14 protein-coding genes are annotated in these 14,091 nt (G+C 33.0%); all 14 read right to left on the bottom strand.

All coding sequences use genetic code 11. The features are described from left to right. Positions 1–3 precede the first annotated feature (3 nt). The 14 genes from NFR82_RS00855 to NFR82_RS00790 all read right to left on the bottom strand — a co-directional run bounded on the left by NFR82_RS00855 (position 4) and on the right by NFR82_RS00790 (position 14,027). Positions 4–450, bottom strand: coding sequence for a flavodoxin (locus tag NFR82_RS00855; protein ID WP_251716261.1), 447 nt, complete (start codon positions 448–450; stop codon positions 4–6). A 295-nt stretch (positions 451–745) separates the two neighbouring features. Continuing rightward, on the bottom strand, positions 746–1,630 hold the full coding sequence (locus NFR82_RS00850; protein WP_251716260.1) for an alpha/beta hydrolase: 885 nt from the start codon (positions 1,628–1,630) through the stop codon (positions 746–748). 212 nt (positions 1,631–1,842) lie between these two features. Continuing rightward, positions 1,843–2,505 carry an NAD(P)H-binding protein gene (locus NFR82_RS00845; protein WP_251716259.1) on the bottom strand — a complete coding sequence of 221 codons (663 nt, stop codon included), beginning with the start codon at positions 2,503–2,505 and terminating at the stop codon, positions 1,843–1,845. 135 nt (positions 2,506–2,640) lie between these two features. Beyond that, on the bottom strand, positions 2,641–3,915 hold the full coding sequence (locus tag NFR82_RS00840; protein ID WP_251716258.1) for an FAD-binding oxidoreductase: 1,275 nt from the start codon (positions 3,913–3,915) through the stop codon (positions 2,641–2,643). Positions 3,916–3,933: 18 nt separating this feature from the next. Next, positions 3,934–4,617 carry a flavodoxin gene (locus tag NFR82_RS00835; RefSeq protein ID WP_251716257.1) on the bottom strand — a complete coding sequence of 228 codons (684 nt, stop codon included), beginning with the start codon at positions 4,615–4,617 and terminating at the stop codon, positions 3,934–3,936. 142 nt (positions 4,618–4,759) lie between these two features. After that, entirely contained in the window at positions 4,760–5,581 is an 822-nt protein-coding gene (locus NFR82_RS00830) for an alpha/beta hydrolase (protein WP_251716256.1), read from the bottom strand. Position 5,582: 1 nt separating this feature from the next. Continuing rightward, positions 5,583–6,842 (bottom strand): PTS transporter subunit EIIC, encoded by a 1,260-nt coding sequence (locus NFR82_RS00825; RefSeq protein WP_251716255.1) that lies wholly within the window; start codon positions 6,840–6,842, stop codon positions 5,583–5,585. 57 nt (positions 6,843–6,899) lie between these two features. Continuing rightward, positions 6,900–7,799 (bottom strand): alpha/beta hydrolase, encoded by a 900-nt coding sequence (locus tag NFR82_RS00820; RefSeq protein ID WP_251716254.1) that lies wholly within the window; start codon positions 7,797–7,799, stop codon positions 6,900–6,902. 15 nt (positions 7,800–7,814) lie between these two features. Further along, positions 7,815–8,438 carry a flavodoxin gene (locus NFR82_RS00815; RefSeq protein ID WP_251716253.1) on the bottom strand — a complete coding sequence of 208 codons (624 nt, stop codon included), beginning with the start codon at positions 8,436–8,438 and terminating at the stop codon, positions 7,815–7,817. Positions 8,439–8,806: 368 nt separating this feature from the next. Continuing rightward, entirely contained in the window at positions 8,807–9,652 is an 846-nt protein-coding gene (locus NFR82_RS00810) for a GRP family sugar transporter (RefSeq protein ID WP_251716252.1), read from the bottom strand. 250 nt (positions 9,653–9,902) lie between these two features. Further along, positions 9,903–10,697, bottom strand: coding sequence for an aldo/keto reductase (locus tag NFR82_RS00805; protein WP_251716251.1), 795 nt, complete (start codon positions 10,695–10,697; stop codon positions 9,903–9,905). Positions 10,698–10,809: 112 nt separating this feature from the next. Then, on the bottom strand, positions 10,810–11,691 hold the full coding sequence (locus NFR82_RS00800) for an alpha/beta hydrolase (RefSeq protein WP_251716250.1): 882 nt from the start codon (positions 11,689–11,691) through the stop codon (positions 10,810–10,812). A gap of 302 nt (positions 11,692–11,993) precedes the next feature. Further along, the gene (locus tag NFR82_RS00795) at positions 11,994–12,989 is read right to left on the bottom strand and encodes an aldo/keto reductase (protein WP_251716249.1); all 996 of its coding nucleotides are present in this window, start codon (positions 12,987–12,989) and stop codon (positions 11,994–11,996) included. A 150-nt stretch (positions 12,990–13,139) separates the two neighbouring features. Next, positions 13,140–14,027, bottom strand: a complete 888-nt coding sequence (locus NFR82_RS00790; RefSeq protein ID WP_251716248.1) for an alpha/beta hydrolase — start codon at positions 14,025–14,027, stop codon at positions 13,140–13,142. Between the last annotated feature and the right edge of the window lie 64 nt (positions 14,028–14,091).

The following is a 14,091-nucleotide window of genomic DNA, read 5'->3' as shown; positions in this document are numbered from 1 at the left end:
TTTCTATTTAAAAATCTGTATAACTGCATCAGGATCATTATTAAATGTTGCAACAACGTTTAATCCCTTTGCTTGTTTTTTAAAGTCATCATTATATTGATTATCATTTTGACCAACACTTGTATTTAACGAAATGACTCTACCAGCAAATCCTTTAATCTGTTCCAAGAAACTCAATACTGGTGTAGATACTTGGGCACTCCAATTAGGCCCAGCAATAATTATCACGTCATAACCAGTTAAATCTGGAATATTCGAAGATAATTTAGGTAAACTTTTCTCTGCTTTTTGCTTCTTAGCTAACTCAGCTGTAGCAAACATATCACTTGGAAAAGTATTCGGTGCAACATTAATTGCAAATAAGTCTGCATCAAGGCTGGAAGCTAAACTTTCTGCTAGCTTTTTTGTTGTACCAGTCATTGAATAGTAGACAACTAAAGTACTACTCATGAAATCCTCCTTTTCTATATTGCTCATTTCAAAAATAATTATAGAAAGAATCTCTAAAAATTAAAATTATCGATTTTAAATACTACTATTCGTTTAACGCATAGAGATCAATCTACATATATAAGCTGTCGTTTTCATTAGCATTTTTACCTCACCATTCACACTAGTAAACCTATATGAACGTATTCAGCATAAATTAAAAGGCAAGACACCGATAGAATATCAGCATCTTGCCTTAGAACAAGTTGCATAATCAAGTGTCCAACTTTAAGGGTTCACTTCAATCATGACGCTTTTAACCAATAATATTTAATTTTTTCTTAAAGAATGGAGTAATGTACTCAAACGCTTCAGTAACATAAGGATCTAGATCATACATATCAAAATGACCAGCTTCAGGAATAACGTGCATTTCCTTATCATCCGTTGGAACGGCATTAAATACTTCAGTAGAAGCATCTCTACTCCAAGCATTTTCACCGGTAATTACCAAGTAAGGTTTCTCCATCTTCTTCATGATAGCTGGCACATTGTAATTAATTAGAGAAAGTTGACTCCATGCTACCACTTGATTGCTCCAACGTGGCCGATTTCCACGCTTTGTAAAGTAATATGCCGCACCTTCAGCAAAATCACGTGGCATAAAGTTTAGATACTTAATCTCACCGTTGCCATCTTCATAATCTTTTTTGGCTTTTTCAACTTCTTCTTTAGGAAGGAAGAATGAAGACATTGGGGATTTAGCAATATCCGCGATTGCTGGAACAATAGCAGTAATTGCTTTCAGCCGTGGTTCCTTAACACCAGCTACTGACATATATGAGCCTGAACCACAAATTCCTAATCCACCAATTCGAGCATTATCAACATATGGCAAACTAGTTAAATAATCAACTGCCCCTTCAATATCACTTTCTTTTACTTCAGGAAGTTCTTGTTGCCGAGGAGTACCTTCACTTTCACCGAAATAAGCTCCATCAAAGACAAGAGTTACATAACCCAGTTTAGTTAAACGGGAAGCATATACGCTTTGGGCTTGTTCCTTTACTGAAAGCATTGGTCCAGTTACGACAATGGCTGGATAATTTTCACTAAGATCAAAATCATCGGGTAACCGTAAAATACCTGCCAATCGTAAATTTAAATCCTTATTTGTAAATACAACTTTTTGTTCTTCCATGATAAAATATACCTCCTTACCTCTTCCTTTGATTTTAAGCTATGAAGTAACTTCACAGCAAGAATTGTGTCTTATGAGTTACTATCTTTTTTAAACTTCTTCCATTTACTTTGATTTTCTTTATCTTCAAGATTATTAATCCAACTTAAATAATTATCCAAATTATTAAGTTGCCATCGAGGTTTTTAATGAAAATAACTAGTAAGTATGAATTAATACACCGGCTTATCTGAGCCTTGAGTTGCTGGATCGGCAAAGCCAATACTTTCATCGCTATATTTAGATGGGTCGTTAATGATTGATACGACAACATCTGCAACGCTCTTTCTTGAAACAGATACACCAACATATTCTTCACCCTTTTGGGTAACAGTATAGTTAGTATCGTTGCGGTCATTAAGCCATGCTAAACGCATAACAGTCCAGTCAAGATCTGAATTTTCAATTGCTTCATCAGATAAAACCATTGGATTATCTGGTTCAACCTTACCATTAAAGCAGACATCACGGTTGTAATCACCAAACTTGCCAGGAACTTCATCATAGATTCCAAGAATATTAGAAGAAATCAAACGCTTAACTCCTTCTTCATCCATAATCTTGATAATGTCCTTAGTAACAGTAGCACCAGCACCATGATCAACAAATGAAACATAAACAATGTCTTGACCCTTAATTGCTTTACGTAAATCTTCCGGATCAGTTGCATCCCCATCAATAATAGTTACTTGATCGTTGTTTGCTAAATCAGAAAGACGACTTGCATTTCTAAGGAACAAGGTTAAATGTACATCTTTATCTTCATTTAAAAGACGATCTTCAACTAAACGTGCGATTTGTCCATTTGCACCAATGATTGCTACATTTTTTGTCATAATTTTTTCTTCCTCTCTTTAATTCTTTACAAGTAAAAGTATATTGCGTATGCCCTATTATGAAAATTACTAGTATCTTATGGTGCTATACGCTTACTGCATACAAGAATGGCTCTCCAAATGGAGAGCTATTTTTTACATAGTTAAATGTTCATCATGAAGTTGACCATCTTTAATACCTAGCTTTTTCAGATTTTCTCTAACTTTTAACACGATAGGAGCTGAGCCGACAATGTAGAACTGACCAAACTCTTTTTCAGGAATTGTAAGTATCTTATTCAATTCATCATCACTAAAACGATGCTCTTTAACATTTATTTCAACATTGTTTTCTGCCAATTTTTCAATTTCATCTACAAAATAGTCTTTTTTACTATGTGTAGACCAAATCAGACGTATTTTTTTCTTTCCAGCATATTCCTTCGCTATGCTTAAGAGTGGTGCAATTCCAGTTCCAAGCCCATAAAGAATAATCGGATCTTCTGAAGCCTTTATTTCTGTATCAAATAAGCCATATGGACCGTCAAGATGTACTTTTGTGCCAATTTTTATTTGATCAATCTTTTTTGTAAAGTCACCGACTCTATGAATAATAAAAGAAACTGAATCTTTACTAGGTTTAGAAATCACAGAAAAGGGATGCGCTTCGCTAGAGATGCCTTTTCCTCTAAAAGAAACAAAGTAAAAATCACCAGCATGATAATTTCTTGCTTTCTTATTCAGCTTAATAGTTAATTGCTGAATTTGAGGTGTTAAGGTCACACTCTTGCTAATTACCCCACTATTCCTCATATCTGCATCTACGATAAACTTTTGATATGCATAAAGTCCAATAAAAATTAAAGTATAAATATCAAATATTAAAACAAAATATAGAACATTAGCAATTCTTGGAATTACATTAACATGTATCCAAATCAAAGCGATTACAACAAAATTCAAACGGTGAATCCAAACAGAAAGCTGATGATTAAAAACTTTCTCTAGTCTGCTCTTTATTTTTCTAAATGCTGCACTTCGGTCGCTAATCCAGCCAGATAAGAATATAATCGCATAAATAATTAAAAATAATTCTAAGTACCACGCAATATTACCTGTATTGCGAATAATTGCATGAAAAGTTGTTGACGAAAATTTATGAATAGTTGCAGCTAGAATAGCAAAAATTGCTAACATTCCATGCATCATGTAAGTTGATGGAACTCCAATTTTGCTGGTAATCCACTTGGGACGAGTACTTAAATAAACGATAGCTAGCCACCAAACATAAGCTAAAATACCAAAATCATAGGCAATTAAATGATTATTACTATCCACTAAGCCAACATTTAATAAAATAATTAGCGGCATTGGCAAAATGACCGCTAAAAGCAGCCAGATAATACCAAGATAAATACGATGTGATTTCATGATTTTACCTATTTCATATTAGTAGCCTAAGCCATCAAGCCAAGAATTAACATCGCTTCTCACACTGGAAGGATCATTCTTAACATTGTTACCTTCGGTAGTAAAACCTTTACGAACCTTTGCTTTTGGATAAGACTTACGTAAAGTTTCGGCAGTATTTCCTAAGCCAGAACCTTCAGCGGTAGTAAATGGAATTACTGTTTTTCCATTCAAATCCACATTATCCATGAAAGTTCTAACAATCATTGGATACTCACCCCACCAAATTGGTGCACCAATGAAAACTGTTGAATATTTTTTAACATTCGGTAATGCGTTTTTAATTGCTGGACGAGCATTTTGATCTTGCTCGCGTTGAGCTACACGAGTAGTAGTATCATAGCCATTTGGATAAGCCTTTTGAGGAACAATCTCGTAGCTGTCGCCCTTTGTCTTTTCTTGGATAAAGTCCGCAACCCTTGCAGTATTACCACGACTTAAGTTTCCGCCATAAACTCCTTTAGTTCTTGAAAAGTAAACAACTAATACTTTGCCATTCTTACCTTTAGTCGTAACTTTACCATTCTTTTTAACTGATGTTTTAGTCGCAGTGTTGTTGTTTTGAGCTGAATTATTTTGACTACTTCTATAAACATTAAAACCGACAATTGCTGCTATAACTACAACAATTACACTTATAAAAGCAATGATTCTTTTCTTCATTTTAATCCCTCTATTCTTTACCAATTGATTTACATCAAGTATAGCGAGGAATTATTCATTAGAAAATTGCTGTATTTTTATACTAGTATTCATTTCATTTATAGTAAAAAAGATGCTCTTTTGAGCATCTTTTAATTTCAATTTATCGTTCAGGACGTAAAATATAACGCTGAATCAAGTCAAGCACTTCACTATTTTGTGGCAATGCTGAATGTTGTGCAAGTCTTCCTGTTACTGTGATTTGAGTATAATGTTTAACTACGCCTTGATAAATATATTTACCTGCTTCCACACTAGAAACAGGTACAAGACCATCTTCAACATAATTCTCAGTTCCGGCAACAGAATACATAATTAAATTTTTAGGTAAACGATTGCGATTAGCTCGGAAATCATGAAGCATTTGAGTTTCACGATTTGCAGTTTCCGCAAAATTATAAGGTGAACCAATTGTCATTAAGCGATTAATTCTAACATTTCTACCAGAATAGTAATTTTCTAAAAACTCAGTATATATTAGTCCACCATTTGAGTGACCAATCCCGCTAAAATGATTAAAGTTATATCGTCTTACTAAGGCTTTGAATGCTTGGTTAAACATTCTTCCCTGTTTTTTAATATTACTATAGCCATCATGATTATTTTCAAAGCCAACTACAATAAATGGCTGATTATCATTGGGTCTAATCGAGCCTGCAAATGTCATATGTCCATCATTAAAAACTTTAACTTTCAATAAACTATGATTTTGATGATCATCACGATTTATTCGATCGACTAATCGATCAAATCGATTTACAGTAGCACTTGATCCAGGAATCATAATTATTGGTGCTAAAGGAGAATTTTTCTGATCTTGCAATCTTTTGGCATTTTTTTGAGCCCAAATTGCACCAGGAAAGGCAAAGCAAAAAATGATGATAAAAATAGCAACTATGCAAAAGAGTCTATTATATTTCTTCATTTTATTTTTCACCTTCCTGTATTTCTAATTGCTCCATCTTTTTAATGAAAGGCATATAAATTAAAACATCTATTACTAGTAGTAGCAACATTACTAAAAGTGATACCCAATTACCACCACTTGCAATTAATGGTCGTAAAATTCCAGGAGTCCCTACAGGAGTTGGAAAAACTAAAGGTGGAAACATACCAATTGCGATTGCAAGAGATCCTAAAAGCATATTAACTATCGGAGTTACTACAAATGGAATCAGTAACAATGGATTTAAAATCACTGGAATACCTAAAGCCAATGGAAGATTTGCATTAAAAATTACAGGAACGGCACTCCAAATAGCAATATTTTTGTCTCTTTTCTTTTTACTTATTATCAAAATTGCAATTAATAATGCTAATGTACACCCTATTCCACCTATCTGAGCGAAGGCATCAAAGAAACTAGCTGGAGTAAACGGATATGGCATTTTTTGATAACTCTTATTTAATAAATAATGGTTTAAGTTAGCTGCTGCTTCATTATTAAAAACACTACTATTAAATTCAAGGGTCCCAGCAAAACCGAGCCACACTAAGAGTGTTGAAATAATAGATACTAAAATAGACATCCAATAACTACTATGTCCTGAAAAGAAAGAAGTAATATTTTGAAAAGCAATCTGATCAAGATTATAAGTTCTAACCAAAGCAAATAAAATATGTAGCAATAATGCCAGAACTACACTAATTACAATTGGACGAGAACTGTTTCTTGCAAGATCAACTAATTCTTCGTCATTGTCTTTTTTAGAAACAGTAAATTTAGCAAAAATCAAGCCAACTACGTATCCTATAACAATTCCCATAATCAACCAATATGCTGAATAATATCTCATCTCAATTGCATTTTGATTACCACGAAGACTATGATGAAAAATAAGTAAATAACTAATTACGGAAAATAATTCCGCAAATAATGGCTTTATTTTATATAAAATAGCCGTCTCCCTAGCACTAATTAATGCACCGTAAAGGGCTAAAGTTCCTGATGTAACAGTAAAGAGATCTCCTAATATAGCTCTTAAAAACCAAGCTTGAGGGAACCAACTATTTAAAGAGACTATTCTTCCAAATAAACTTACTGGATTGGCAAAACAAAATGATAAAGTCCAACTAAACGCACCAATAAGAATAACTGGAAATAGAGTTATCATTGTTTTATTTGCTACTCTGATAAAACTAAAATTTTGATACTTAGTAATTACCCTTAAAAACTTTGCATTCATTTTTTACTCCATTACCATAAAAACTGTCATTAGTAAATAACGACAGTTTTATTATATTTAATTGAATAACTGCTTACCATAATGAGTAACTATTTTACTCATAGTTGGTGCATCATGACCTCCACCTGGTTGAGTATAATATTCTGAGTTTTTTCTATTAAATTCAGGCAAACACCACATAGCTCTAATTTGAGTCTCCATTGATCCACTTGTACCATCTTCTGAACCAACACCTGCTAAAATCTTAAATTTTAATTTTGGATGTTGCCGAGCAGCTTTTGCTAAAGCCCGAGCAGTTCTTCTTGGAGCACTAGAGCCACCATCAGAAGTAACAGTCCAAGAGTCTCCAGCCATTGGTACAAAATATTTGAAGTATGGTAAATCATATTGGAAAACGTACCAAGTTGTGATTGATCCCATTGAGAAACCACCAAAAGCACGATGATTTCTAGATTTTCTTAAAGCTGAGTCAGAGGTATTTTTCGCATAAGTTTTATACTTACTTTCAACTGCAGGAACTAAATCTTTCATTAATTCTTTTTTAGCAAAACGTCTGTTAAGTGGGTCATCATTGTAATAATTACTTGATACTTGCTTAGAGCTTGGATAATAAGTAGGAAATACTACAATCGTGTTCTCCATTTTTCCGGCCCGGTTTAAACTATCAAGTGTTCTTTTAAAGTTTCCATCCTGATATAAAGTAGATCTGCCTTTTTTTACTTCTGTTGAACCATGCAATAAATATAAAATATTATGTTTTTGATTTTTATTATAGTTCGGAGGTAAGTAAACAATTGCTTTTTTCTCATAAGTTCGATTATGATAACTAGTCTTATAAGAAATTGTTTCTGTTTGACTTTGACTAGAAGCCTGCACCTGATTAGTTTTAATAAAAAACATCACAAACGATAATAGCAGTAAAAATAGAGGTTTTGATCTAAATAGTAATCCATCCATTATTTGCCTCTTTCTTTATTTAGCAAGCAAATTTAAGTTTCTTAACCAAGTTCTAACTTGAGATTTGTTATTATCATAGCGAATTCCATCTTTAAAAGTAGCGCCATCTTTTTTAGCTAATTGACGAATAACTTTTTCAGATGGACCGATTGGTGTACTCATGCTAGTAGTAAATGGTACAACTGTTTTCCCACTAAAATCATACTTATCAAATAATGTATGAATGATCATCGGTGGTCTGCTCCACCAAGTTGGATAACCAATGAGAACAGTTTGATACTTAGAAAAGTTAGGAATATTGGTTGCGAGTGCGGGATGAATGTTGTTCCGACGTTCACGATCGCCTCTTCGAGCTGCACTATCGTAATCTCCATATGCCTTTACTGGGCGTAATCTAATGATATCTGCTCCAGTTTCTTTTTCAATATACTGAGCCGCACCCTTAGTTGTTCCAGTCAGTGAAAAATATACTATTAATGTTCTATTATTTTTCTTAGTTGTATTTTTACTTGTTTTAGTGACTGAACTTTTTGAACTAGAGGATTGTGAGGAATTATTACCTCTTGCACAAGCTGTAAATAGCACTACTATAAATAGTCCTAATCCTAGTAATAAAATTATTTTCTTTAGTCTTTTCATGATTATCCTTCTTTCTTATTTAACTTTAACTTAAGTATAGATTTATGATAAAAATAAAAAAATTACTTATGTTCTATATCCCTATACGTAAAGTGTATAGTACTTTCTTTACCACTTGCTAATAGAATTCCTTCCTCGAAGAACTCTAATCAACAAATAACTGATTCAACAGAAGAAAGTCAGGAATCATCTGATAATCAAACATGGTCAAAGGCCAGTGCAAATGTTTTTATTAACATTTCAAACAATGATGAATTAAAAAATGTCACAAGAAGTGCAATGGAGAATTGGAATAAGACTGGTGCTTTTACTTTATATGCATCAAAAAGAGCAGGTCGTTTGACCTACTCTTTTTGATTTAACTATATTTATAGGATTGCGCCAACCACAATCAGTGCTAAACCGACTAACGTTGAAATTAATTCCTTACCATGCTTGTGCTCACCTAAGATTGTCATTCCCCCAACAGTTGAAATGATTACACTTAATTGACTGTAAATAAATGCACTAGTAATACCATTCATTTGAGCTGAAATGATGTAAGAATAAGCACCAATTCCAAACGCTAAACCAGCTAAGACATCTAACCAGGTTGCACGTTGCTTAATCGTAGTGACTAAACGCTTAGTAAATGTAATATAGATTACAGCTCCTAATAAGATTCCAATAGTTTGTGGTAAGAATAAGGCCTGTGCATCAGCTTTTACTGCGTTAGGAAAGGTCGAATATACCCAATAACCAATACTAGTAAATATTAACAACATAATATCTTTTGAAGAAATTTTCTTAGAATCGCCATTCTTAGTTACAGTAGTAAGTGAAACTCCAATAACAATTAGAATTAAGGCTAAGATACCTAAAACATATTGGTATACTGTCTTCCAATTACCAAAAATTAAGACTCCAATAATTGTATTACCAATTAATTGAAAACCAGTTGAAATTGGCATTGTTTTACTTACGCCAATTCTAGTAAAAGATAAGAATTGACCAACCTGTCCCATTGTCCAAAAAGCTCCAGAAACAATAGCTAATAATGAAATCTGAAGGTTCATGGAAGGTCTTTGAATCAAAGTAACAATTAATCCAACAAGAACTGCACCAATTCCAACTCCTAAAATTTGATTGACAGGTTTGCTTTTAGGAACCTTATTTACAATTAAAGGAATTAATCCCCAACCAATAGCTGGTAATAATGCAATTAAAATATTCATTTCCTTTTATCTCCTCATATTTAATACTTGTAATCTTTTAATTGATTTTAGTTTACTAGGATATCAATCAAGAAAAAAATGCCTATTTTTCATGCTACTATACACTACGCGTATCATAATAAATGTCCCTTTATATTTTTAAACTATTCTATTAAAAAAATACGCCTCCTAAAAGAGACGTACTTTTCTATCGTGTACTAAATACATTCGTTAACTTATATTTTAGATACTTTGTTAGCGTAGTTAAATTTCAGTAGTAACGACGATTCTTATTAACTTTTGCAATCTCAGTCATTTCTTCATCAGTCAATTTGAAGTCAAAGATATCATGGTTATCGTGAATATGTTCTGGATTAGTTGAACCTGGAATTACAATAAAGCCCATTTGGGTGTGCCAACGCAAGATAATTTGAACATTGCTCTTGTCATATTTCTTAGCAAGCTTAGTAAAAATTGGTTCATTAATCAAAGAACTATCGCCCGAGCCAAGTGGATACCAAGCCATTAACCGAGTACCATATGGCTTTAAAATTTCTCTTGCTTCAGTTTGTGGGAAATATGGATGTGCTTCAGCTTGTAATACTTGTGGCTTAACTTCAGCAAAATCTAATACGTTCTTTAAAGTTGCACTAGAACGTTCAAAGTTTGAAATACCAATTGCTCTGATTTTACCCTCTTGATATGCCTTTTCTAAAGTTCTGTATGCAGTTTTCCAATCACCTGATGGTTGGTGCAAGAACAATAAGTCAATATAGTCAAGACCTAAGCGGTCTAAAGCTTTATCTACTGCATTAGGATCATTATATGAAGAAGTCCAAAGTTTTGTACTAATAAATAAATCTTCACGCTTCATGCCTGAATTCTTAATTGCACGGCCCACGCCATCTTCATTATAGTAAGCCTCAGCAGTATCAATTAAGTGATAACCATCTTTTAAAGCAGCTTCAACTGCTCTTTGCGCAGTTGCTGGTTGCATTCTAAATGTACCAATACCAAGCTTAGGAATTTTTACACCATTATTTAATTCAAAGTATTCTTCTGTCATTTTTAATCCTCTCTTCTGTGTTTCATCGATTACATAGACTAGTATAAAATCACAAAGTCATATTTAAAATTATCATTTAATTATAGGGCTATACGTAAAGCGAATAGCTTTTTTATCTTTCATTCATATTTAACTGACAAAATTTAATTGCATCATTAATCCACCCTTCGGCCACAGTTCCATCGCCAAGTCCAAAACCGTGTCCTAAACCATGATATACATGAAACTCTGTTGGAATTTCCATTTTATTTAAGTAAAATAGACGCATTTTCATTGTTTCCCAATTTGCAATCCAATCATTATCCCCAACGCAAACATAAGTGGGTGCATCAAATCTGGAAACTCTACTAAAACCGGTATATTGCATAATGACGCTATCAGCTTGTGGTATATCAGTTCTCTGCGTTAATTGATGTAAAACTTCTAAATTACCAAGCTCAGCCGCCATTCTTGCACCGGCTGATCCACCCCAAAGCGAGTAATGATTTTTGTCAATTTCTAGTTGCTCTGCATGATCGTAAATATAAGTTATTGCTCGTGCTAAATCTTCGTAGGGATGAGCTGGACGATAAATTAAAGCAAAAGCATTGTATCCCTTTTTGCTTAAATATAAAGCATGAGGGAAACTATCTTGCATCCCTGCTACATAAGCAAAGCCACCACCTGCATTATTAATTGCAAATGGCGCACCTTTCTTTCCCTTGAAGAAGTAAAGACCAGTGTCTGCTTTACTTGGATCTTGTCTAATCTCATCATCTGAATAAATCGAATAAAAGATTTTTCTTTTTGCTTGTTCTTCAGCCAAATAGTTAATAATATCAACAGTAGTATTAGGATTAATGTGACTGTACCAAATATAGTGACTACTATTACTAATTTCGTTTAAAGTTTCTTCATTTTCAAAAAATCGATCTACAGGAAATAATAGTTCTCCATCTTTTCCGAAATACTTCTTTACCTCACCAACTGTTGAATTTAAATTGAACTTTTTCATTTAAATCATCCTATCTTCCACGACGATCAATTCTCTGAGGTTGAACTCTTCGGCTCGGTCTAACTGATAAAAATAATAAACCTAATAAAATTCCAATTCCGATCATTTGTGACATAGTTCTTATCTCCTTACTATTTTATTCGTCTTAACTTGATGTTTATTAGTATAGGAGGAAAACTGATTGAAAAAAATTGCTATTTTTTTATGCTAGTATTCGACTTATTTATAGTAAAAATGCAAAAATATACAACAAAAAGATCGTTAAGAACCAACTAAATATGATTCAAAACGATCTTTATATACTATTTAACTTTTGAGCCACCAAAAACTTCTGACATTGGAATTTTATCTAAAGTTTTATCGATTTCAGAGACTTCTTCTGGCGTCATTTTAATTTCACCAGCAGCCAAATTATCTTTAATTCTATTTAAATGTCGACTTCCTGGAATTGGGACAATATATGGCTTTTTATTAATCATCCAAGCCAAGGAAATTTGAGCAGGTGTTGCATTATGATTTTTAGCAATTCGATCAACTAGAGCAATTAACTTCTCATTTTGCTTAATTGCTTCATCAGTAAATTGAGGCATTCCATTACGTAAATCACCTTCTGGAAACTTGCTTTGTGTAAATTGTCCAGTAAGTAAGCCATTAGCTAACGGTGAAAAAGCAACCAAACCAACATTTAATTCTTCTAAAAGTGAAAATAGTTTTTCATATTCACGATACATCATTGAATAACGATTCTGAATTGCCGTTACTTTGCATACCTTATCTGCACGACGTAAATAATCTGCATTTGCTTCAGAAATTCCCCAATGTGTAATTTTACCTTCCTTAATCAGGTCAGCCATTACAGTAGCTACTTCTTCTGGTTCTATTTTAGGATCAATTCGATGTTGATAGTACAAATCAATATGATCAGTATTAAGTCGCTTTAAGGACCCTTCAATTGCTGACCTAATTGCGGCAGGACTAGAATCAACTGCTAATTCTTGGGTACTACTTTTTCCTTCAACATTACTAATTCCAAATTTAGTTGCAATAACTACTTCATCGCGAACATCATGCAATGCTTTACCAACTAATTCTTCATTATAGTTAATAGATCCATCTTCGTTAACACCACGATAAATTTCAGCAGTATCAAAAAATCTTTCACCAGCATCATAGGCTGCTCTAATTGTTTTAATAGCTTCTTGTTCTGGCATTGGTGAGCCATAAGCGTGTGAAAAGCCCATGCATCCCAATCCAATAGCTGAAACTTTTAAATCTTTTCCTAAAATTCTAGTTTTCATTAAATCATCTCTCTTTTAAAGTTTTCTATCACAAAGAAATAGTATACGAGCTGTTACTATATAAAAAAATTACTTGTTAAGTATAGGGCTATTCACTTTTCGTATATTAAAAAAGTGTAGCAATGATTGCTACACTTAATAATTTTTAATTTAGTCTTTCCATAAGCAAATCAAACCGTTATAGAAATACTGTACTGCAGCATTCCAGTTATGTTCATTGCCCTCCTGTATCAAATAATAGAGGTTTCCATCTGTACTATTATTGGCATATCTAAAAATTCCACTCGAATCATTTTTCATTGCTTCAATTTGATTAGTAAAACTTGGATATGCAAAATCTTTTGTACCCGATGCAGCAAAAATAAAGAAATCTTGCCAATCATGATTTTGTTTTTTTACCATTTCAGCTAAGTCCCAACCATTATTTGAGATCGATCCACTAGAAGGCATAAAATATCTAAAATAATCTAAACAATATTGAAAAGTTCTCCATGTTGCAACAGAGCCCATTGATAATCCTACAAATGCACGGTGATCCCTGCTATTTTTCAAACTTTCTTTACTGCCATCCTTACTGTAAGTATGAAATGCTCTAGCTACCGCTGGCATCAAGTCATTAACTAATTCGTGATGATAATTATTTGTTAATTGGATTGCTAATTCATAATCGCTACTGTCATTTTGACTTAAATTGTTATAAGTTGGACATACTACAATCATTGGTGTCATTTTCTTGTCAGCAATCGCATGATCTAAAATATATTTAAAAGGCTCTGGATTTTCTGCTGTACCTAGATAAGTGGTTTCGTTGCTCCATCCACCATGCATTAAATAAACTACATTATAAGGTATACTTTGATCATAATTATATGGTAAATAAACTATAGCTTGTTTATGTAAAACTCTTTTCTTATCCTGATAGGTAAAAGACTCATAAGTTGAATAATCTAAATTAATTAAAGTTCCCGGTTGAGTAGAAGGTCTAAAATAATCTTGCGGAATTTGAACTAACTTGCTTGGAAAAACAATTTGTGTCATTCTATACTCCTTTTCATTAATACTTTTATAAAAAGTATATGTTCAAAAAGTTCACAAGAAAATT

Source organism: Lactobacillus agrestimuris (genome assembly GCF_943193025.1).
In the GTDB taxonomy this organism is placed as follows: Bacteria; Bacillota; Bacilli; order Lactobacillales; family Lactobacillaceae; genus Lactobacillus; species Lactobacillus agrestimuris.
This window is presented reverse-complemented; position numbering and strand designations above follow the sequence as displayed.

Excerpts from the sequence above, each read along its gene's own strand:
- NFR82_RS00800 (WP_251716250.1), bottom strand. The coding sequence starts at position 11,691 with ATGAAAAAGTTCAATTTAAATTCAACAGTTGGTGAGGTAAAGAAGTAT.
- NFR82_RS00795 (WP_251716249.1), bottom strand. The coding sequence starts at position 12,989 with ATGAAAACTAGAATTTTAGGAAAAGATTTAAAAGTTTCAGCTATTGGA.
- NFR82_RS00840 (WP_251716258.1), bottom strand. The coding sequence starts at position 3,915 with ATGAAATCACATCGTATTTATCTTGGTATTATCTGGCTGCTTTTAGCG.
- NFR82_RS00810 (WP_251716252.1), bottom strand. The coding sequence starts at position 9,652 with ATGAATATTTTAATTGCATTATTACCAGCTATTGGTTGGGGATTAATT.
- NFR82_RS00820 (WP_251716254.1), bottom strand. The coding sequence starts at position 7,799 with ATGGATGGATTACTATTTAGATCAAAACCTCTATTTTTACTGCTATTA.
- NFR82_RS00825 (WP_251716255.1), bottom strand. The coding sequence starts at position 6,842 with ATGAATGCAAAGTTTTTAAGGGTAATTACTAAGTATCAAAATTTTAGT.
- NFR82_RS00855 (WP_251716261.1), bottom strand. The coding sequence starts at position 450 with ATGAGTAGTACTTTAGTTGTCTACTATTCAATGACTGGTACAACAAAA.
- NFR82_RS00850 (WP_251716260.1), bottom strand. The coding sequence starts at position 1,630 with ATGGAAGAACAAAAAGTTGTATTTACAAATAAGGATTTAAATTTACGA.
- NFR82_RS00805 (WP_251716251.1), bottom strand. The coding sequence starts at position 10,697 with ATGACAGAAGAATACTTTGAATTAAATAATGGTGTAAAAATTCCTAAG.
- NFR82_RS00815 (WP_251716253.1), bottom strand. The coding sequence starts at position 8,438 with ATGAAAAGACTAAAGAAAATAATTTTATTACTAGGATTAGGACTATTT.
- NFR82_RS00790 (WP_251716248.1), bottom strand. The coding sequence starts at position 14,027 with ATGACACAAATTGTTTTTCCAAGCAAGTTAGTTCAAATTCCGCAAGAT.
- NFR82_RS00845 (WP_251716259.1), bottom strand. The coding sequence starts at position 2,505 with ATGACAAAAAATGTAGCAATCATTGGTGCAAATGGACAAATCGCACGT.
- NFR82_RS00835 (WP_251716257.1), bottom strand. The coding sequence starts at position 4,617 with ATGAAGAAAAGAATCATTGCTTTTATAAGTGTAATTGTTGTAGTTATA.
- NFR82_RS00830 (WP_251716256.1), bottom strand. The coding sequence starts at position 5,581 with ATGAAGAAATATAATAGACTCTTTTGCATAGTTGCTATTTTTATCATC.